This window comes from Chitinophaga sp. H8 (assembly GCF_040567655.1).
GTDB lineage: Bacteria > Bacteroidota > Bacteroidia > Chitinophagales > Chitinophagaceae > Chitinophaga > Chitinophaga defluvii.
Genome location: NZ_JBEXAC010000001.1, coordinates 2,075,557 through 2,095,749 on the forward strand (window position 1 = coordinate 2,075,557; position 20,193 = coordinate 2,095,749).

Genomic DNA, 20,193 nt, shown 5'->3' on the forward strand with positions numbered 1-20,193 from the left:
GGGTAACAAAAATCATATGCTGTTGATATAGTGTTGAGTCCCCCGGGTTCCGGGGATTTGGCCATATTAAAAACAGCGATATGAAAAATTGTTTGACACTACTGCTCCTATTGTTTTCCTGCTGCGTATATGCGCAGTATCCGCCCCAGGCCGGAGCTGCCAATAACCCGGGCAGGTTCATTATTTCTGCTGGCGGAGGTACTACCCTCCAGCAGCAGGCCTATCTGAAAGACAGTGCTTTCATGGACAATGCCCCCAGTATCAGCGGAGATATTTTTGCCCGCCTCTGGCAATGGCAATATGCCCGTAATAACGTTTCTCTCGGGCTGAGCCTGGGTGGAGATTATGCCAGGCAACAGGCTGGCGGCATCGATTTCGTGAAAACCAATTACCGCCTCAGCGATGGTGCAATTTCCCCTACTTCACCGGAAGGTGAACAAAAAGGGCGGGTACTGGCTATTACACTGGGGCCAAGACTTTACTGGCGCACCGGAGGATTTTTTGTTGCGCCAGCCTTGCAGGTCGGACACCTTAGTCTGCAACGCAACGGGTTCAGCATCATTGACTCCCTGGCAGATGCTGGTGGCAGAAAACGGTATATCCCTTTTTATACTTCGGACAGGATCAGTGCCAGCGGGCTTACACTTTCCCCCCAGCTCAAAATAGGATATCAGCTAAGCAGGACCATTGCAGTATGGACCAGCGCACAATATATCACTGGACCAGACATCACTACCACTACTACTTACTGGAAACCATATGGTGATCCTGTAGAAGGCGCTTATACATTTGGTCAGTATGTAGAAGGGAAACCCGCCACCCGTATTAATGAATCAAAATACCGTGCAATGAGCCTCCAGGGAGGTCTGTCAGTGAGCCTGGGTGGAGGTAAACAACAAACATCCCCGGCTGCTCCAGGTGAAAATTTCCGTGAAATACCTGCTACAGTAAATAACAGCGCAGGAAAAGATACTTCCTCCCGGAATATCAAAAGGGCCAGCGCTCCCCGCATCCTTTCTCCCAATTTCAATACAGTGGCGGGTACAAAAAACGGCTTCCTCCAGTTCCATTACGTTCCTTCGGATTTCCCCTATTCCAAAACAAGGGTGGTGATCTGGAAATTAAATGGTAGCCGGCGGGAAAAAGTATTTGACGACACTTATACCACTCCCTGGAATGGAATGGTGAGCGAAAAATATCTGAAGGCAGACAAGAATGATACCAGCGCATACGAAGCACAGCTAACGGCCTCCTATCACCCGGCAACACCAGGTAAAGCGGGTAGCAATACTTTGCTGTTCAGTAAAAACACAGTACCCGTGTATGATAATAATGGTGAGAGCAATATTGCCCGGTTTGTGATGCAAAACAACTGTACCGTAGATCACACTTTTGTGCTGGACAGTACCAAATGCCTGGAAGATGATAAGATAAGGGTATACGGACATGTGGCCATTCTGCCCAACAGCGCTGGTGTAACCAGCGGTACGATTAGTTTTACCGCACCATTTCTTGAAACTACCGGTAATACACAGGTAACGCCCTCCAATTTCCAGCCGGGAGCCTCTTTTACTGTAACACAGTCCAATACTGCATTCAGCTTTGAAATTGAGGGCGATATGTGTAACAAGCAGTTAAGGGTATTCTATAATTTTTCGTATCAATGTCCTTCACTGAATACACCTGCTGTCATCCCATGTGCGGATACCATTTCCCTACCCTGTTGTATGTGTACCTATTGCGATGATCCCCAGAACATGAACATTACAGAAGGTGCACAAACATGGAATCAGCTGAATGCTGAAACGGTAGCCATTACCCAGCAGTTCAATATTTCTCCTAAAAATATCATCGGTGTAAAAGCGCAGATCGTGTACATAGGTGAGTCCGGCATTGACGACGCCTGCCGTACCTGTGCAAAGGATGAAACCAGCGTTTTCCATTTTACGGGTAGTAATACCGCACAATGGAATGGGGGTAATACTGTCCAGGCCGTAGCACAGAATAGCCATACCTCCTTCCCTTCCCGTATTATCGGCTGGAGCAGCAATACACAGGGCAACCTTGCGCTAAACATGCAGATAGGCTTACCAGGGCTGGCACAACTTTCCTGTTGTTCCCGCAATATCAGGATATGTATCCGGTATTCCTTTACAGACAAAGACTGCAAAACATGCGAAAGACTGGTATGCTATGAAGGTGTACAGCTCCCCAAACAATAAGTTCTCAGACCGATAAAAAATTCAGCGATGAAAAAGATACTAACCAGTTTACTGATCGGCATACTGCTTTGCAGTTTTGCTGCACGCGCCCAGCAGGTTGGCCTTACTATAGCCCCTCAGGGCACCCAGCCTTATACGGCGGGCACTAACTTCCAGGTATATGCGAATTATAATTACAGCAATATCACTGGTAATGTGGAGGTGGAAGTGACCTTTAACTCTACTATACTTTACTTTTGCGGTAGTACGGCATTTCCTTATCCGGCAATTACAAGTACTGTAAATCCTACTACTACCCGGATCAAATATACCTTCCCTGCTACTTCTGGTAATAATCAGACCGGGGTGATCATGATGTGTTTTTCCTATATTTGTCCACAAACCTGCGCCGGCCAAAATATCAATACTGCCATCAATGGCAGCATCAGTGCGCCGGCCAATTCGCTGAGCAGCACTGCCGCACCGGCAAACATAAACGGGATTGTCAATAATAACTGGAATACCCAGCATACTTTTAGCAGCTTTATCCAAAGTTCGGCTGAAGTTACTTTTAAGGTAACCGTCAACGGAAGCACCTGCCACAAGATAGGCAGCCCTTCTTTTGTTGTAAATCCCAATATAGGTACGCTGGTGAGTGCTACTAATGCTACGGTGAGCGGTAATACTTTTACACCTACCAATGTTACGGAGTTTATTCCCTACAATACTTATATCTATTACTATACCATCAAACTGCCTTGTACTACCCCTGCCAGTACAGTGGTGACCAGCAACGTGACCCTCCGTGGCACCAATTGCGGCAATAGTAATGCTACAATTAAAACGTTACAGCCAGCCACCTACACCACACCGGCTACTGTATTCAATAATGCCCAGGCTACCCTGACAGTAAATGGCTATAACGGCTACTATCGACTAGAGGCAGTGAACATAGGTAATACCCCTTTGAACCTGGTGATGACGAATACAATGCCATCCGTAAAGACTACTGGAGTAGCAATACAAAGTAATACACAGGGCAGCAGTGTTTCCTCTGCAGTTACTTACCATGACTGCAGTAATGTGGCTACTGGTCCTTTTTCATTAGTTCAGGGAACGACGAACACGTCCGTACCTGCTTATGCAACCAAGGCTAATATTAATATTACGAATCTGCTGCCGGGACATGCGATCGTTTATATTATTTACTATGATTTCAGTAATTCCTGCAGTGGTGTGCCCACACAAAACCAGTTCCCCCTGTACTCCTCTCTGAATTTTAATTGTAGCACGGCAGGGCTGAGTACAGTATGTTATGGATGTAACGGTGCCGCAGGTATGGTCAATGATACAGCAGTTTATGTACGGCAGCCTATGATGAATTGTGATTTTCCGTCCAACATGAGTACTGCCTGTTATGAACCGGGAGATACGGCCAATATATGCCTGCGCTTCCGTAACAATGGCAGCGCTCCCCTCCTGAACGGGGTACTGGATTATAATCTGCCGGCTTTTCTCACTTTTATACCAGGTTCTGAAACATTTACAGGGTTCAGTTCAAATCCTGTATACCAGCCAGGTACCAGCGCCAAATGGGACTTGCCCACCTTACCAGAAAGCACTGTCTATGATATTTGTTTTAAAGTAAAGGTGAATACTAATGCTGCATATGGCAGTTACCCATTGAGTTATAAAATAGGTGGGACTGGTTATCCGCTGACCGGTAATGGGTGCCCTTTTTATGTCAATATTTGTGCATTGCCACAGGCAGAAGTACATAAAAAAGTAAAGGGCAATCTGGATGCCGTTTTCTCTGCTAACGGTACCGGTTATCCTGGCACCACAGCTCAGTATGAGGTCACCGTGAAGAATACCGGTAATACTGCGATCGGCAGTATTGAGCTGATAGACCGGTTGCCTGCACCGGGTGATGCCAGCATTATGACCTGCACGCCCCGCAACAGCCAGTTCCAGTTGTTCCCATCTGGTCCGCTCAGTATTCCTAATGCTACTGTTACCTATTCCAATACAGCCAATATTGCCACCGGCTGGCCTACTACCGCTACTGCCTGTGCGGTTCCTGGATCATTTGGTACCAATTTTCAGCCAAACAGTATTAAGATAGCACTGCAAAACAATATTCCTCCGGGTGGCAGCTTTACCTTTACTTTCCCGGTGGTAATACCAGCTGGTGCTACGGAAGGTCAGACTGCCTGCAATACGATTGGTATGATCTGCAAGCTGATAGATAATAATAACAACAGTTCAGCGATGAACCCGGTGGAATCAAATCCTGCCTGCCTGAAGGTAGTAAGTCCGCCACCCCAATGTCACCCATGCCGGGAAGTGTTGCGCAATATCTCTGCTACTCAAGGTGCCCTGGAACAGCAATCGGATTATTACCTGCAGAAAGCAGTGCTCAATTTTACTACAGGAAAAACACTGCAGGAGTTCAGGGTAAGCCTGGCCAACGTGGACTATACCTGGAATAATAAAGGTTGTGGCGACTGTAAGATACCGGTGATGGAAAGAGGTTGTCTCTATCCCCAAAGCAGTACACAAACCATCGGCGGGCTGGTATGGGATAACTATAGTAATCTTTCCCTCCCTCCTAATGCAGCCCCCGGCGCCTGTATGGAAGAACTGATCTGGAAGCCGGGCACCACTGCCGCAGCGGGTAGTTATTCCGTACCATTACAGGTAAGCTTACCTAAGCCTGTGGTAGATGGTTGCTGTGAACTGGAAATACGCAGTATTTGTTTCCGCGTTACTTTCAAGGATAAGGATTGTAATACCTGTGACACTATTATCTGCGTAAAACCTCCTCAGCAAACGGATTGTTGCCGGGGCAGCCACTGGACAGCCAACAAAATTTCCTGGAATCCCATATTGATAGAAGGCCCTGTTTTAAGTAAAACAACCCTGCCAGGTACCGGTACTATACACGAGCTGGGAACAATCCAGGCAAAGTGTGACACCGTTTATAAACTTAACCGCAATATTGCTTATACCTTCTTTGCAGGTTATCAATGTGGTGGCGGGTCAGCAGCCAATTGCGACAAACAGGTGGTGCTGAACATCAGTGGTCCGGGTACAAACATCACACAAACCCTGGGCAACAATGGTTATAGCTATACTTTTCAGCAAACAGGCACCTACACAATTACCTATACTGCCTACTGTGGTGGCCAGATCTGTAATGTATGCCGGTATAAGGTGGTGATTGGTAAGGGTGGCATTATTGCCACAGAACAAAGCGCAAACAGCAACCTGGATTTTAAATTGTAACTACAGGGGCGGACAGATTATCCTCTCAGAATAGCAATAGGGTGTATCAAAATTTTTGATACACCCTATTTTTTCAGCAGTTTAAAGGCATGGCCAGAACTGTTGTTCAGAAAGCCCCAGGCCGACCATAAGATAGAAAGCGGTTCTATATTTCTGCTCATCTCAATATTACCCATATCGGCCACATCCTGCCAGCCCATCTGGCGGAGTACCTGGGTGATGGCTTCCTTGGCAGCTTTGTTATTGCCAGCAATAAACATAGTCGGAGCACCTTCTTCAAACTGAGGATGCTGCATATGCTGATATCCAATACAGCTCAGTGCTTTTACCACATGCGCATCCGGTGGCAGCCATGCCTGGATCTGCTCACCTGCAGAGGTGGTATGTCCTATCGCAAAAGTGAGCATACCATTGGCATCGGGTCCTTTTCCATCCAGCGGGTTGGTAACGTCTACCACTATTTTATTTTTGAAATTCCAGATACCGGCGGCTTCGATCGCCTTTTTAGTGCCTGCCCAGCTGGTGCAAATCACGATCAGCTCTCCGTTTTGTGCCGCATCCCGGAAAGGAGCAGCAGTGGCTTGCTTACCGTGTTTTTTTACCCATTGCTGTAAAGATTCTTTGGAGGGATTTCGGGTGCCGATAATAACGTGGTGGCCGGATTGTATCAGTGCTTTCCCTAAAGTAAGCCCGACAGGACCACTGCCCAGAATGCCAATATTCATGACCGCATATTGATTTGATAAAGCGTGTATGAAGATACTTAAACATTCACAAAATTGCCAGCCGGGATTTAACTTGTTTTTTTATCTTCGGGGTCCTAAACGTTTTAACACCAAACCCAGAAACCATAAATTATGCGTAAACAAATTCTGATCCCAGCAGCTGCCCTGATTATCATGAGTGGTATGGCCTCCTGTGGCAACAAGGCAAAAACTGCTGATACCCAGGAAACTACTGCTACTACTACCCCCGAAAGTGCCGCACCCACTCCGGTAGGTAATCAGCCACTGTCTTATGTGGTAAAAATATCCCCGGACTCTGCCATATTGGGTAAAAAAGGAGAAGCCTTCATCAAATTTGAAGATGGTAATGCTATTGCCTTACAGGATGCTGATGGAAAATCTACCGGTACAGAAGTGACTATCAAAATGAGTATTACAAACAGAAGTAAGCTGGACAACAAGACTTATTTCACAGTAGAGTTTTCAAATGCCAGACTGGAACTGGACAATGGTACTGCTATCACATACAAAACATCTGATGGGACTACCAACCCCGAAGCAGAGTCTACCAGTCAGGCCAGCGTTATTTTTGATGTACCTGCCGGTGCTAAACCTGCTAAACTGAGCCTCTTCCTGGATGGTACCCGTGTATCTACAGGAATAAGCCTGGAAGAAAAGAAATAATTAACTGTCACTTGCAAGCATATACAGGACTTTAAACGATGAGATCATCACTGCTTTATCTCATCGTTTAAAGTCCTTTTTTATAGCTCCTCCTTATCTCAGGTAACTGAGAAATTGCTGCATCCCCTGACGTTTGGCCGGAGTGAGTGGATAACTGATGTTCTGCGTATAATAAGTAGTGAGGTCGTAAACGCTGTAGGGATTTTCTGCTACCACACCAGGAATATTGTTAATACCAATGCTGCTGGCATTATTAAACTCCTGGATAAATGCTACCGGCAGTGGTTTATTGCTGATCCAGGCCGCAAAAACAAAGGGCAGGCTGGTAAAACGTACCCAGTTCTCAGCCAGATCATAGATGTAAGGAGATACCTTGCGCTGCTCCAGTGCCCGGTCGCCAATCACTAAGCCTGCATCCGTTCCCTTGATCTTATCCTGGTAATCATCAGTAGTTTCTATCAGTTCTACAGATAATTTCCAGTAATCTCTTACCAGCAGCTTTAATAAAGCTACAGATGTGCGGCTCTGATAATCCAGGTAAATCCGCTTTATTTCATGCAATGGCACTTCACTGAACAAACACACCGATGCCACCGGGCCATCTGCACCTATACAAAAGTCTGCTATGATGTGATATTCTTTCATTTTTGGGATGATAGCCACCGGTACCAGCGCAACATCCACTTCTCCATCTATTAATTGCTGGGCTATCTTAGCCGGATAATCTACCGATAAATCCATCATCTTCATCACCGGATGATCCCTGAATCCAAACAACAAAGGCTTCGTATTTAAATAACTTACAGCCGCTACTTTTACTTTCCGTTCCAATTTCTGTATTTTTGAAGCCGCAAAAATAACTAAAATCCAACTTCCGGCGCCGATTTAAGATATTTGCAGCGTAAATGAGACGATTTTTGATTTGATATCTGGAATTATATAAATATGCAACTACAACCTTTAACAGCCATTTCCCCGTTAGACGGACGCTATCGCAGACAACTGGATGAGCTTTCCAATTATTTTTCTGAATTTGCATTAATCCGTTACCGGGTCATGGTAGAGGTGGAATATTTTATTGCATTGGCAGAACAAAAAGTATTTACCCTGCCTAAAGCCAAAGTACTGCCACTACGCAAAATATACCAGGAGTTTACACTGGAAAACGCCCAGCTGATCAAGGACACCGAGAAGATTACCAACCATGATGTGAAAGCGGTAGAGTACTTCCTCAAGAATGAAATGAAAAATCTCGGCCTGGAAGATAAACTGGAATGGGTGCATTTTGGTCTTACTTCGCAGGACATCAATAACACCGCTACTCCCCTGTTTTGGAAAGACGGCGTAGAACAGGTATACATGCCTGCACTGGCCAACCTGGTCCTGGGTCTCCGGAAAATGGGACAATCCTGGATGAAAGTGCCTATGCTGGCCCGTACACACGGACAACCCGCTTCCCCTACCATCCTGGGTAAGGAAATCCTGGTGTTTGTGGAAAGACTGGAAGGGCAAATGAAACTGCTGGGAGAAATCCCCTTTGCTGCTAAATTTGGTGGTGCTACCGGCAACTTTAACGCACATCATGTGGCTTTCCCTAAGATCAACTGGGAAAAGTTTGGCGATAAGTTTGTCAACACCACCCTGGGTCTGCAGCGCATGAAATATACCACACAGATCGAACATTATGATAACCTGGCCGCCCAGTTTGATGCGCTGAAACGTATCAATAATATCCTGCTGGATTTTTGCCGGGATATCTGGACCTATATCTCCATGGATTATTTCAAACAAAAGGTGAAGAAAAATGAAGTAGGCTCTTCTGCCATGCCTCATAAAGTAAATCCTATTGATTTTGAAAATGCAGAAGGGAACCTGGGATTGGCCAACGCTTTGTTTGAACACCTGAGTGCCAAATTACCTGTATCCCGTTTACAGCGTGATCTGACCGATTCTACGGTGTTGCGTAATGTAGGGGTACCATTTGGTCATACCCTGCTGGCTACCAAATCCATCCAGAAGGGATTGGAAAAGCTGATCCTCAATGAAGCCAAACTGAAAGAAGACCTGGACAACAACTGGGCAGTAGTGGCAGAAGCAATCCAGACGGTATTACGCCGGGAAAATTATCCCCAGCCTTACGAGGCGCTGAAGGAACTGACCCGTGGCGGCGACCAGATCAATCAGAAAACAATGCATAAGTTCATTGATGGGCTAAAGATCAATGCTGCTTTAAAAAAAGAACTGAAAGCTATCACGCCGCATAATTATACTGGTATCTGGAATTAATCCGGTACTAAATATCCAAACAAATAAAGGGAGTCTTGTAAAAAGGACTCCCTTTTCTTTATTCAACCTGCCATTCACAAGAAGCAAAATATATAAGTGCGCCATGGGAGTAGGTTACGTTATAGATAAGGCAGACATAAGGTAGACATAAAATAGTGATAAAGCAGAGATAAGGTAGACATAGAGAGGTCTACCTTATCTCTACCTTATCTTTATTTTAAATATCCTTTAATACTAGCTTTTTATATTGCAAGAGGCGGATTTTACAGCAGTTAAGGCGCAATAATCAATGGAACGCAGGCGGTTGTTTTTCCGCTAACTGCTATCTGAAGGCTATAATGCCCCGGGAGAAGCGTCCGTAACCGGATGGTTTGTCCTTCGACAAGTACATCCGTAATAAAGGGCAGCATCCGCACCGGCTGTTGTTGTGCATTAAAAACGGTCACCTGGGCTGGTATACCAGCTGTAACCATACCTGCCAGCTTTACGACATACACGGCAGTGGCAGGATCGGGTTGATCTAACCTACAGTACATTTCGGGAGCCAAAGACGGCTCATTGACAGTTGCTGTATGGGTTGCCCTGCTCTCCGGAAGTTGAGCCGGAAAAGCTGTTATAGTGATGCTTTGATGCAGCAAAAAGAGGATACTCCAAAAGTTCATGTACCAACAGGTTAAAGGGTGACTTTGGAGTTTTTCGCAGGAAATGATTAAGATAGGAAACAGGCTTGTCTTGAACAGCCTGGTAATAATAACAGGATAAAGGTAAGCCTATCAATCGGATTAATTAATTTTTACAAGTAATTATTTTGTTAAGTGATGGTTAATGTACATTTCACCTCTTTAAAAGGCGTCTTCTATGTGAAGGATTTCGTAGGTATCCGGGGAGTTAAAAGTAATGGCAATCACATCAAAGCGGATGATATCCGGCTGTAGTGGGCTGTATTCCAGGAAAGCATCGGCAGCGGCCTGTAATAATTCCTGCTTGCGATAGTGAACGGCCTCTTCCGGCCATCCAAACTGGCTGCTTGAGCGTGTTTTTACTTCCACAAAGAGCAAGCAGTCTTCTTTACTGGCAATGATATCAATTTCTTTCCGGCCGTATTTCCAGTTGGTATATAATACCTGGTAATCTTTTTCCAATAAATAGGATTGCGCAATCTGTTCTCCTTTTTTGCCCAGTTCATGATGGGAAGCCATTGGTTTTTAAGTATTTTTGTGCGCATACGCTAACAGCTACAGGTGTTGGAGCACTATTCCGGTACTTGGGGCGGTTAACTGGCTATTAATGATTCATTTAAAATACGAATATTATCATCATGACGACTGCTATGGAAAGGAAATTATTTCGTTTGGAAGGTAAGGTGCAACATTATGCCTGGGGTGGGTATACTTATATACCCGCATTACTGGGTATTCCGGCAGGCAATACGCCCAGTGCAGAATATTGGATGGGGGCGCATCAGAGTGCTCCTTCACAGGTCATCACTCCCGGTGGTACCATTACCCTGGATAAGCTGATACAGGAACGTCCGCAGGAGGTATTGGGAGAAGCAGTATGGCAACGTTTTGGGCAGCTTCCCTATTTATTCAAAATACTGGATGTAAAAGATATGTTGTCTATACAGGTACACCCCAGTAAAACTGAAGCAGAAAAAGGGTTTGCCCGTGAAAATGAGGCCGGTATCCCGCTAAATGCCCCCGACCGTAACTATAAAGATGCCAATCACAAACCGGAGATCATGGTAGCATTGAGTGATTTCTGGCTATTACATGGGTTTCTGCCCCACGATGCTTTACAGCAGGTATTGAAAACCGTACCTGAATTTGCAACGCTGACCAGTATTTATGAACAGGAAGGCTATAAGGGCTTGTATAAAGCTGTGATGGAAATGCCGCAGGAACAGGTCAATACATTGTTAAGGCCATTGGCAGAAAGAGTATTGCCCGCTTACCAGGCTAATCAGCTGGATAAATCCGATCCTGCATTCTGGGCTGGCAGGGCTATTGCCAATGATCCCGAAGGGATGAACCGGCTTGACAGAGGGATTTTCTCTATTTACTTTTTCAATATCATGAATGTACAGCCTGGAGAAGCCGTATTCCAGGATGCCGGTATCCCGCATGCTTACCTGGAAGGGCAGAATGTGGAATTAATGGCCAATTCAGACAATGTTTTACGCGGAGGCCTGACTCCTAAACATATTGACGTACCTGAACTGTTGAAACATACCCGGTTTGAAGGGGTACACCCGGTCATTATACAAGGCAGTGCTGTACAGGATGGATTGGAGCAATTATATCACTCTCCTGCTCCGGACTTTGCTGCCAGCAAAATTGAGTTGCAAAAAGGTCAGGTATATAAAAGTACCAGCAATGCTGCGGCTATTTTGATCGTGATGAAAGGAACAGCTACCATTACCGGCTCTGATACGTTGGCTTTACATAAAGGACAATGCGCCTTAGTGACTAATGGCGAGCACTATCAGATCAGTACTGACAACGAAGTAGTGATCTTTAAAGCAGGCCCTGGTCAGTTTTAATTGAAAGTATGCCGCGGATTACCTGCTGCAAAATTCATTTAATTAATGTAAATTTGGCTATTAATTCATTGAAAGTTCATATATGAAACGTTCTTCTTTAATACAGGCGGGCATTGTAGCGGGGCTGATCTTCGCAACTGCTATGTGCCGTATTTTTACCAATGAGCTGCAGTTGTGGAACTTTACTGCCATAGGTGCCAGCGCATTGTTTGCCGGCGTTATCCTGAAAGATAAACGTTATGCTTACGCGTTACCTTTGTTTACATTGTTTCTGACGGACCTGTTTTTCCAGTTATTTACCAGTATTCAGGGTTTCTATGGTGGGCAGATGTTTTTTGTATATGGCGCATTTCTGCTGATTACCTGGATAGGTACCCGCATGAAAAAGGTGAATACCCTGACGATCCTGTTGGCTTCAATAGGTAGCGGTGCTTTATTCTTTATCATTTCTAATCTGGGCACCTGGTTATTGAGTGGCATGTACCCTATTACATTAAGTGGTTTGATGACCTGCTACGCAGCCGCTATTCCTTTCTTCCGGAATGATATGTTTGGTAACTTCTTACTGAATACCATTATGGGGAACGTGTTTTACAGTGGCGTACTGTTTGGTGGATATGCGTTGCTCAAGTCCCTGGTACTGAAGGGGCAACAACAATTGGCTTAATTTTAATTTTGGTTTAAAATAGCGAAGGCGTCTCACAAGGAGACGCCTTTTTTGTTATACTTCCCATTGAAGGAAACAATAATCTCCATGGATTATTTTTGTACAGGCTGGCAGTTTTACCGGTGATCGGAAGAGCGGGCAATCAATAACCGCCGTATGAAATTCCCCGTTTTCCCCACATACATCTACTCCTTTGGCTTCCAGGTCGTTCAGTAGTGACAAGTCAAGCGTACGTCCCAGAAAATCAATCCCCAGGTGGGTATTACAGGAAACGATCATGGTCGTAATTCCGGCAGACAACATTTGCAGAACCAGGTCTTTCCGGTTGCCTTGCCATAAGGGAAGTACTGCTGTGATATCAGCAGCAGCGCACACCTTTTCTTCCCAGTCGCGGTGTGCCTGAAGGTCTATATCGCCAAAGATAGCATGGGTAAGCTGGTAAGCCGGTACCAGCTGTTGCAGCATCGCTATATAGTTCTCTTCATATGCTTCCCAGGAGGCGGCGATGGTTACCAGCGGTAGTGCCAGGGCATCCGCCTGTTGCTGCAATATATGCTGTGGCAACCCATGCGACCGGGATCTGTTACCTGTTTCATTCATGACATTAAACAAAACAGCAGGCTGGTAGCCTGCTGTTTGTGCCTGCATGAAAGCAAAGCAACTATCTTTTCCGCCACTCCATGATACAAGGGCTTTCAATGATACTTATATTTTGTTGGTGAGGATTAGTCGTCCAGTTTAAGCACCGCCAGGAATGCTTCCTGTGGTACTTCCACATTACCTATCTGGCGCATACGTTTTTTACCTTCTTTCTGTTTTTCCAGCAGTTTACGTTTACGGGAAATATCACCACCATAACATTTAGCAGTTACATCCTTACGCATGGCGCTGATGTTTTCGCGGGCTACGATTTTAGCACCGATAGCTGCCTGGATAGCAATCAGGAATTGCTGGCGGGGTAATAATTCTTTCAGTTTTTCACACAGCTTGCGGCCAAATTCCTGGGCACGACTACGATGGATCAGTGCACTGAGGGCATCCACCTTTTCAGCGTTGAGCAGGATATCCATTTTTACGATATCGCTATCCCGGCGTCCAATAGGAGAATAATCGAAGGAAGCGTATCCACGGGTCTGGCTTTTCAGTTTATCATAAAAGTCGAACACGATTTCCGTGAGGGGCAATTCAAAGATCAGTTCCACACGGGTGGTAGTGAGATAACTTTGATTGATCAGTATACCCCGTTTACCCAGACATAAGGTCATGATATTACCGATATAATCTGGTTTGGTAATGATCTGCGCACGGATAAAAGGCTCCTCAATGCGCTCCAGTTTGCTGGGGTCCGGCATTTCGGCAGGGTTATTTACGGTAATCACCTCGCCTTTGGTGGTATGTGCAATAAAGCTTACGTTGGGTACGGTAGTAATTACGGTTTGGTTAAACTCCCTTTCAAGACGTTCCTGGATGATTTCCATGTGGAGCATGCCAAGGAATCCGCAACGGAAGCCAAAACCAAGCGCCTGGGATGTTTCCAGTTCATAGGTAAGAGAGGCATCATTCAGCTGGAGTTTGTCCATACAGTCGCGCAGCTCTTCAAAGTCGTCTGTCACCACGGGGAAAATGCCCGCAAATACCATAGGCTTTACTTCTTCAAAACCTTTGATGGCAGCCGTTTCCGGATCAGAAGCGAGGGTAATGGTATCCCCTACTTTAATTTCCTTTGCATTTTTGATACCGGTAATGATATATCCAACGTCCCCTGTTTTTACTTCTGCTTTCGGCTGTAAGCCCAGTTTAAGGATCCCCACTTCATCCGCGCCATATTCCATACCGGTATTCTCAAACTTTACCATGTCTCCCTTTTTGATGGAGCCGTTAAAAACGCGGTAATATGCAATTACACCACGGAAGGAGTTAAATACGCTGTCAAAAATCAGGGCCTGCAATGGTGCCGCAGGATCTCCTTTAGGTGGTGGGATACGGCTTACAATAGCTTCGAGAATATCTTCGATCCCAATGCCGGTTTTGGCAGAAGCGAGTAAAATATCCTCTTCCTTCACTCCGATCAGTTCTATGATCTGGTCTTTTACTTCCGGCACCATGGCGCCATCCATATCGATCTTATTGATTACCGGAATGATCTCCAGGTCGTTTTCCAGTGCCAGGTAAAGGTTAGAGATGGTTTGTGCCTGAATCCCCTGGGTAGCATCTACCAGCAACAAGGCACCTTCACAGGCGGCCAGTGCGCGGGACACTTCATAGGAAAAGTCTACGTGGCCCGGTGTATCGATCAGGTTAAACACGATGTTCTCTCCTCCTTTGGTGAGGTAGTTCATCTGGATAGCATGGCTTTTAATAGTGATGCCCTTTTCCCTTTCGAGGTCCATGTCATCTAATACCTGCGCCTGCATATCGCGGTCGGAGATTGTCTTTGTAAACTCTAAAAGTCTGTCTGCCAGGGTACTTTTGCCGTGGTCAATATGTGCAATAATGCAAAAATTGCGGATATTCTTCATATATTATTTTAACCTGTCGGTCGCGGGTTTTGCCACCGCTCACCTCAAGCCGCAAAGATATTTAAATTTTGCACAAAAACACATGGTAAGCTATTAGCCATTAGCTATTAGCCATTAGCTCAAAATGCAGCGAATACCTGCACATAACATATATAACAAATTATTACTAGCTATGAATCCATATGTGTTAAATATCTCCTCTTATCCGGTGCATTTTGCTAACAGCTAATTGCTTATGGCTAACCGCTTTTTTTCTTACATTTAAAAAAAATAGCAATATGGAATTACAACAACAATTTGAAGCTGCCGTTGCCAACAGTAAAACATTGAGCCAAAAGCCTGAAAATGATATTTTATTGCAGCTTTATGCTTTGTATAAACAAGGTACTGAGGGAGATGTGAATGTGGAAGCCCCTGCCAATATGTTCGATTTTGTAGCAAAAGCTAAATACCAGGCGTGGGAAGGACTCAAAGGAAAAACCAAAGCAGCAGCTATGCAGGAATATATAGATTTGGTAAATAAGCTGAAAGGGTAAGCTATGCACTACCAGCAGTGAGCTTTTTTTTTCCTAATTTTACAATATGGTACCTGCATTTACGATAAGTGAAAGAACACAACATTTTTTGGCGCTGGAAGAACAATATGGCGCGCATAACTATCACCCTTTACCAGTAGTATTGGACCGGGGTGAGGGAGTATATTTATGGGATGTAGACGGGAAAAGGTATTATGACTTTCTTTCGGGATACTCAGCGGTGAACCAGGGGCACTGCCACCCCAGTATCATCAATACGCTGGTAGCGCAGGCACAAAAGCTAACGTTGACTTCCCGCGCATTTTATAACGATCTGTTAGGAGAATACGAACAATTTATTACCCGGTTTTTCGGTTATGATAAAGTGTTGCCGATGAATACTGGTGTAGAAGCGGTGGAAACAGCCTTAAAGTTGTGCCGCCGCTGGGGCTACCAGGTAAAAGGCATTCCCGAAAATAAGGCCAGGATCATTATTTGCGCAGATAACTTTCATGGACGCACGTTGAATGTTATTTCTTTCAGTACGGATCCGGTGGCCCGTCGTGATTTTGGACCCTATATGCCAGGGTATGACGTTATTCCATATAACGATCTCGCCGCTTTGGAAAAGGCATTGCAGGATAAAAATGTAGCTGGTTTTCTCGTAGAGCCTATACAGGGAGAAGCAGGGGTAGTGGTTCCGGATGAAGGATATCTGGCCAAAGCCCGGCAGTATTGCCAGGATGCCCATGTATTATTTATAGCAGACGAGATTCAGACAGGTCTGGCACGTACAGGAAAGATGCTGTGCTGTGATCATGAAAATGTGAGACCTGATATCCTTATACTGGGTAAAGCATTATCAGGAGGCACCTTACCGGTATCCGCGGTGTTGGCCGATGATGAAATTATGCTGACCATCAAACCTGGTGAACATGGTTCTACTTATGGCGGCAATCCTCTGGCATGCAAAGTAGCAATTGCTGCGCTGTCAGTGCTTACAGAAGAGAAGATGGCTGAAAATGCGGAAGCGATGGGGCAGTCATTGCGTACCGGATTGGAACAGCTGCAATCACCTTATATTGATACCATCCGTGGTAAAGGCCTGTTAAATGCCATTGTAATTAAACACAAAGATCCGGAAGCCGCCTGGGAACTTTGCCTGGCATTGAAGGAAAACGGATTACTGGCCAAACCTACCCATGGCGATAAAATACGTTTTGCACCTCCCCTGCTGATTACTGCTGCACAAATTGCTGATTGTGTGCAGATCATTGGTAAAAGCCTGGAGAGTGCCTTAGGCAAATAACATGGCTGCTAACGGAAAAGCTACCTTCTTCAAAGATGACAACATTACCTAAAGCCATACGGAGTACCGGCTGGAAGACAGATTTTTTAATCGGTTTTCCAGACGGTCTGTTCGTGCTTTTCTTTTGCACACAGGCTATGCAAAGAATGAACCTGTCGGTGCAAACCTTTTATACCATTCATCTGAGTATATGGCTGGGAGGTGCATTGCTGGTGATGATCGCTGTGTATCTGGCCAACCGGGGAGATAAACAGGATGAGTCGCTGCTAACACCCCGGGAACGGCATAAACTGCAACAGCTGGATATTTCAACAGGAATGATCACACAGATAGAGAGCGAGATGGCAAAAGATGCGCGGTTATGGGAAGATATACTTGTACAGCAACAGGTAGCTACCAGTACTTTCCGGCTAGCCCAGGCATTAAGGAGTGCGATTGTAAGTGGTATCTTTTTCCTGTTTGGAGGCATCCTGGCGTTAGGCCCTTTCCTGGCCAACGAAAATTTTAATGCTGCTTCCAGGACTAGTATGCTGGTCGCATTCCTGGCACTTACCTGTTTCAGCTTCCTGAAAGCAAAAATGACCACCCAACGTACGTGGGTAGTCATTTTCCGTTATTTCTTAATGGCCGCCGGTGTTTTGGCCGGTAGTTGGCTGGTAGCAAAATTATTCTGACCTTATTTTTTCTGCTTTACCTTCATCATCAGCACACAAATAAAAACAACAATAGCACCACCCAGAGAAAGGTATAATCCTATTTCCCGGTGAGGCCACTCTCCCATTTCCACCCGGGAAAACAGCAGGAAGTTGCGAAAGGTCCATGCCAGCAAAAAACCGGAGATAAAAAGGTTAACCCTTCCTGCCCACCATTTGTTGGCCGCAAAAAGTGCAGCGGCAATGATCGCCATAAACACATTTACTCTACCAGGCTCTCCAAAGCTGGATCCCGTGGTGTCAATACCTGTAAACACCAGTTGTTTACTTTCTATGGTAAGCCATGGCAGAAAGGCACTCACGATTACAACTACGGCAGCCAGTATGCCTATCAGATTACTTTTGGACATATCTTTTAATTACGAGGCGCAAATATAACAAAGTTTAAACGCTTGATCTGTGACATTTACCCGGCCATTAACTATTTTCCGCCCGGAGGACAATGCAGCTGCAGGTAATTGGTGTATAAGGTAACCAGGTGCTGGAAAGTACCAGTGCCTTCAGACAGGCTGTGCGTACGGTTGGGGTACGACATTAACTGGAACTGCCGGTTATATTTCACCAGTTCGTTGATCAGCATTTCTGCGTTTTGGTAATGTACATTATCATCGCCGGTACCATGTATGTACAGCAGGTTACCTTTTAAGTTTTTAGCGTAAGTAATCGGAGATCCTTTAACAAAATCTTCCTGGTTTTCCTGTGGCAGTCCCATGTAACGTTCCTGGTAAATATTATCGTAGGTAAGCTGGTTACCCACAGCCGCAATTGCAATCCCCGTCTGGTAAATATCCGGATATTGGAAAAGCAGGTTCAAGGTCATTGAGCCTCCGCCACTCCAACCCCATACCGCCACACGGGAGGCATCCAGGTAAGGACGTTTCAGCAACTCGGTAGCTGCCATGGCCTGATCACGGGCATTGAGTGTACCCACTTTGCGGTAAATACTTTTACGCCAGTTGCTGCCTTTGGGCAATGGCGTACCCCGGTTATCGATAGATACGTATACGTAGCCATCTTCAGACATATCCCCGTTGTACAGGAAATTACGCCCCGCACCATACTCGTCCTTCGCGGTAGCTCCTGCCGGTTCTCCATACACATAAAACACCACCGGGTATTTTTGGGTACTATCAAAGTTCCGTGGCTTTTGCATCCAGCCATCCATCGTTACCCCATCCACGGTAGTTACCTGGAAAAACTCCAGGCTTCCCATATTGAACCTGCTGGTCTGGAAAATCTGGTCAATACTTTTTGGAGACAGGCTGGTATGATCCGGCAAATGAACAATCTCTTCCGTATTAGGAAAATAGTAGTTGGAAAACTTGTGCATGGCATATTGCCCGTCCGGTGCAATGTCGTACTCATGGGTACCTGGCTGGGAAACAGGCGTAATACGCTCCGGTTTACTTTTGCCATCCATCTTTAGTTTATAAAGATATTGCTGGGTGGCATTCTCCGGCGAGGCCAGTATATACATCGTATTTGCGGCTTCGTCGATACGGCGGATATTGATCACATCATAGTTGCCGGGTGTGAGCAGGGTTGCTGCCCCTCCGTTAGTGTTGATACTGTATACATGACGCCAGCCATCCTTTTCACTTACCCATATAAACGCATTCCCATTACGGATAAAATCCCATCCCGCAATTTTATCATCATCCCAGCGGGATTTAACATCTATCCAGGCATTATCTTTCTCTTCATACAGTGTTTGTACTTTTCCGTTAACCGCATTGCAGGTCATGATTTTGCTGGTATTTTGCTTGCGGTTCAGTTGTTGCAGGATCAGCTCTTTTTTACCAGGAATCCATTCCATACGGGGGATGTAGTGTTGTTGTTCATCACCAGGCACCTGCATCCAGGTAGTTTTGGCGGAGGCGATATCTACTACCCCCATACGGCAGCCGGAAGGGCTTTGTCCTGCTTTGGGATATTCTACCGGAACATTGAAAGAATAGAGGGAATCGGTATTATTGATCATCAGGAAATCTCTGATCTTTGTAGCATCGATCTGCCAGTAAGCCAGGGAGGTACCATCAGGGCTCCAGCGGAAGCCATCCCGGCAACCAAATTCTTCTTCATAGGCCCAGTCGAACGTACCGTTAATCAAGCGGCGGGTACCATCGGTGGTCAGGGGCTTCACTTCACCATCGGTAATGCGTTCTACATAAAGATTATGTTCACTCACATAGGCCACACGTGTACCATCCGGCGAAAACTTGGCAAACATCAGGGAGGCTGCCGGTTGTTTTTTGCCTAACTGGCGGAGATGGCCGCTGGCGATATCAAGCACCCAGTAATCACCCCGGGTAGCGTAGCGCCATACTTTCTGTGCATTGGTATATATCAGCAGCTTTTGATCATTTGCCGAAAAGGTAAAACCATTGATCTCCAGCGGGCGGGAAGCACCCAAAGGGGTTAACTGCTGCGGAGTAATCAGTATACGGGAGGTTTTGTTTTTCACCTGATAAACGACAATAGCAGACTTTTCTGCCTTCATATATGCCTGTCCGTCTTTTGTCCACTGAAAACCGGGGCCGGGTTGTGCCTGGGTACTGCTCAGGCTCAGGAGGGCGCTCAAACATACAAGAATGAATAAACGAAATTGTTGCATAGTTTAGATTAAGTTGTGCGTAAAGATAAAGAAAGGAGGCGATGTCCCATTACCGTGCATCATTCATATATACATTTATTCCCATCCTCCTTTTCCCCTGTTTTGAGATAAAAAAATATAAATCTTGTTA

17 protein-coding genes are annotated in these 20,193 nt (G+C 45.5%); 9 read left to right on the forward strand and 8 right to left on the reverse strand.

The features are described from left to right. Positions 1 to 80: 80 nt before the first annotated feature. Entirely contained in the window at positions 81 to 2,222 is a 2,142-nt protein-coding gene (locus ABR189_RS07895) for a hypothetical protein (protein ID WP_354659927.1), read from the forward strand. Positions 2,223 to 2,249: 27 nt separating this feature from the next. Further along, positions 2,250 to 5,489, forward strand: a complete 3,240-nt coding sequence (locus ABR189_RS07900; protein WP_354659928.1) for a COG1361 family protein — start codon at positions 2,250 to 2,252, stop codon at positions 5,487 to 5,489. A gap of 65 nt (positions 5,490 to 5,554) precedes the next feature. On the opposite strand, the gene ABR189_RS07905 is transcribed toward ABR189_RS07900, so the two are convergent. Further along, positions 5,555 to 6,214 (reverse strand): NADPH-dependent F420 reductase, encoded by a 660-nt coding sequence (locus ABR189_RS07905; RefSeq protein WP_435575316.1) that lies wholly within the window; start codon positions 6,212 to 6,214, stop codon positions 5,555 to 5,557. Positions 6,215 to 6,346: 132 nt separating this feature from the next. Between ABR189_RS07905 and ABR189_RS07910 the strand changes: the two genes are divergently transcribed. Beyond that, positions 6,347 to 6,898 (forward strand): hypothetical protein, encoded by a 552-nt coding sequence (locus tag ABR189_RS07910; RefSeq protein WP_354659929.1) that lies wholly within the window; start codon positions 6,347 to 6,349, stop codon positions 6,896 to 6,898. Positions 6,899 to 6,991: 93 nt separating this feature from the next. On the opposite strand, the gene ABR189_RS07915 is transcribed toward ABR189_RS07910, so the two are convergent. Continuing rightward, entirely contained in the window at positions 6,992 to 7,729 is a 738-nt protein-coding gene (locus ABR189_RS07915; protein ID WP_354659930.1) for a menaquinone biosynthetic enzyme MqnA/MqnD family protein, read from the reverse strand. Between the two features lie 114 nt (positions 7,730 to 7,843). On the opposite strand from ABR189_RS07915, the gene purB reads away from it, so the two are divergent. Further along, on the forward strand, positions 7,844 to 9,184 hold the full coding sequence (gene purB / locus ABR189_RS07920) for an adenylosuccinate lyase (protein ID WP_354659931.1): 1,341 nt from the start codon (positions 7,844 to 7,846) through the stop codon (positions 9,182 to 9,184). Between the two features lie 272 nt (positions 9,185 to 9,456). On the opposite strand, the gene ABR189_RS07925 is transcribed toward purB, so the two are convergent. Both ABR189_RS07925 and ABR189_RS07930 read right to left on the reverse strand, forming a co-directional pair. Then, a complete protein-coding gene (locus ABR189_RS07925) occupies positions 9,457 to 9,846 on the reverse strand; it encodes a hypothetical protein (RefSeq protein ID WP_354659932.1) in 390 nt (129 codons plus the stop codon). A gap of 180 nt (positions 9,847 to 10,026) precedes the next feature. After that, on the reverse strand, positions 10,027 to 10,383 hold the full coding sequence (locus tag ABR189_RS07930) for a YraN family protein (RefSeq protein WP_354659933.1): 357 nt from the start codon (positions 10,381 to 10,383) through the stop codon (positions 10,027 to 10,029). A gap of 119 nt (positions 10,384 to 10,502) precedes the next feature. Here ABR189_RS07930 and manA point away from each other — a divergent pair, with 119 nt between their 5' ends. Both manA and ABR189_RS07940 read left to right on the forward strand, forming a co-directional pair. After that, positions 10,503 to 11,726 carry a mannose-6-phosphate isomerase, class I gene (gene manA, locus ABR189_RS07935; RefSeq protein WP_354659934.1) on the forward strand — a complete coding sequence of 408 codons (1,224 nt, stop codon included), beginning with the start codon at positions 10,503 to 10,505 and terminating at the stop codon, positions 11,724 to 11,726. A gap of 82 nt (positions 11,727 to 11,808) precedes the next feature. Next, a complete protein-coding gene (locus ABR189_RS07940) occupies positions 11,809 to 12,393 on the forward strand; it encodes a DUF6580 family putative transport protein (RefSeq protein ID WP_354659935.1) in 585 nt (194 codons plus the stop codon). A gap of 54 nt (positions 12,394 to 12,447) precedes the next feature. On the opposite strand, the gene ABR189_RS07945 is transcribed toward ABR189_RS07940, so the two are convergent. Next, positions 12,448 to 13,092 (reverse strand): Dph6-related ATP pyrophosphatase, encoded by a 645-nt coding sequence (locus ABR189_RS07945; RefSeq protein WP_354659936.1) that lies wholly within the window; start codon positions 13,090 to 13,092, stop codon positions 12,448 to 12,450. A 26-nt stretch (positions 13,093 to 13,118) separates the two neighbouring features. Beyond that, entirely contained in the window at positions 13,119 to 14,912 is a 1,794-nt protein-coding gene (lepA, locus tag ABR189_RS07950) for a translation elongation factor 4 (RefSeq protein WP_354659937.1), read from the reverse strand. 278 nt (positions 14,913 to 15,190) lie between these two features. On the opposite strand from lepA, the gene ABR189_RS07955 reads away from it, so the two are divergent. The 3 genes from ABR189_RS07955 to ABR189_RS07965 are packed head-to-tail and all read left to right on the forward strand — an operon-like array spanning position 15,191 to position 17,410. Then, a complete protein-coding gene (locus ABR189_RS07955; RefSeq protein WP_354659938.1) occupies positions 15,191 to 15,448 on the forward strand; it encodes an acyl-CoA-binding protein in 258 nt (85 codons plus the stop codon). 46 nt (positions 15,449 to 15,494) lie between these two features. Continuing rightward, positions 15,495 to 16,736 (forward strand): ornithine--oxo-acid transaminase, encoded by a 1,242-nt coding sequence (rocD, locus tag ABR189_RS07960; protein ID WP_354659939.1) that lies wholly within the window; start codon positions 15,495 to 15,497, stop codon positions 16,734 to 16,736. Positions 16,737 to 16,771: 35 nt separating this feature from the next. Further along, entirely contained in the window at positions 16,772 to 17,410 is a 639-nt protein-coding gene (locus tag ABR189_RS07965; RefSeq protein WP_354659940.1) for a VIT1/CCC1 transporter family protein, read from the forward strand. A gap of 2 nt (positions 17,411 to 17,412) precedes the next feature. Here ABR189_RS07965 and ABR189_RS07970 read toward each other — a convergent pair whose 3' ends face one another. Together ABR189_RS07970 and ABR189_RS07975 are read right to left on the reverse strand one after the other, a co-directional pair. After that, positions 17,413 to 17,799, reverse strand: a complete 387-nt coding sequence (locus ABR189_RS07970) for a hypothetical protein (protein WP_354659941.1) — start codon at positions 17,797 to 17,799, stop codon at positions 17,413 to 17,415. 71 nt (positions 17,800 to 17,870) lie between these two features. Further along, positions 17,871 to 20,063 (reverse strand): S9 family peptidase, encoded by a 2,193-nt coding sequence (locus tag ABR189_RS07975; RefSeq protein ID WP_354659942.1) that lies wholly within the window; start codon positions 20,061 to 20,063, stop codon positions 17,871 to 17,873. Positions 20,064 to 20,193: the final 130 nt, after the last annotated feature.

Coding starts and splice junctions, on each gene's coding strand:
- ABR189_RS07895 (WP_354659927.1), top strand. CDS start 81: ATGAAAAATTGTTTGACACTACTGCTCCTATTGTTTTCCTGCTGCGTA.
- ABR189_RS07900 (WP_354659928.1), top strand. CDS start 2,250: ATGAAAAAGATACTAACCAGTTTACTGATCGGCATACTGCTTTGCAGT.
- ABR189_RS07905 (WP_435575316.1), bottom strand. CDS start 6,214: ATGAATATTGGCATTCTGGGCAGTGGTCCTGTCGGGCTTACTTTAGGG.
- ABR189_RS07910 (WP_354659929.1), top strand. CDS start 6,347: ATGCGTAAACAAATTCTGATCCCAGCAGCTGCCCTGATTATCATGAGT.
- purB (WP_354659931.1), top strand. CDS start 7,844: ATGCAACTACAACCTTTAACAGCCATTTCCCCGTTAGACGGACGCTAT.
- ABR189_RS07925 (WP_354659932.1), bottom strand. CDS start 9,846: ATGAACTTTTGGAGTATCCTCTTTTTGCTGCATCAAAGCATCACTATA.
- ABR189_RS07930 (WP_354659933.1), bottom strand. CDS start 10,383: ATGGCTTCCCATCATGAACTGGGCAAAAAAGGAGAACAGATTGCGCAA.
- manA (WP_354659934.1), top strand. CDS start 10,503: ATGACGACTGCTATGGAAAGGAAATTATTTCGTTTGGAAGGTAAGGTG.
- ABR189_RS07940 (WP_354659935.1), top strand. CDS start 11,809: ATGAAACGTTCTTCTTTAATACAGGCGGGCATTGTAGCGGGGCTGATC.
- lepA (WP_354659937.1), bottom strand. CDS start 14,912: ATGAAGAATATCCGCAATTTTTGCATTATTGCACATATTGACCACGGC.
- ABR189_RS07955 (WP_354659938.1), top strand. CDS start 15,191: ATGGAATTACAACAACAATTTGAAGCTGCCGTTGCCAACAGTAAAACA.
- rocD (WP_354659939.1), top strand. CDS start 15,495: ATGGTACCTGCATTTACGATAAGTGAAAGAACACAACATTTTTTGGCG.
- ABR189_RS07965 (WP_354659940.1), top strand. CDS start 16,772: ATGACAACATTACCTAAAGCCATACGGAGTACCGGCTGGAAGACAGAT.
- ABR189_RS07970 (WP_354659941.1), bottom strand. CDS start 17,799: ATGTCCAAAAGTAATCTGATAGGCATACTGGCTGCCGTAGTTGTAATC.
- ABR189_RS07975 (WP_354659942.1), bottom strand. CDS start 20,063: ATGCAACAATTTCGTTTATTCATTCTTGTATGTTTGAGCGCCCTCCTG.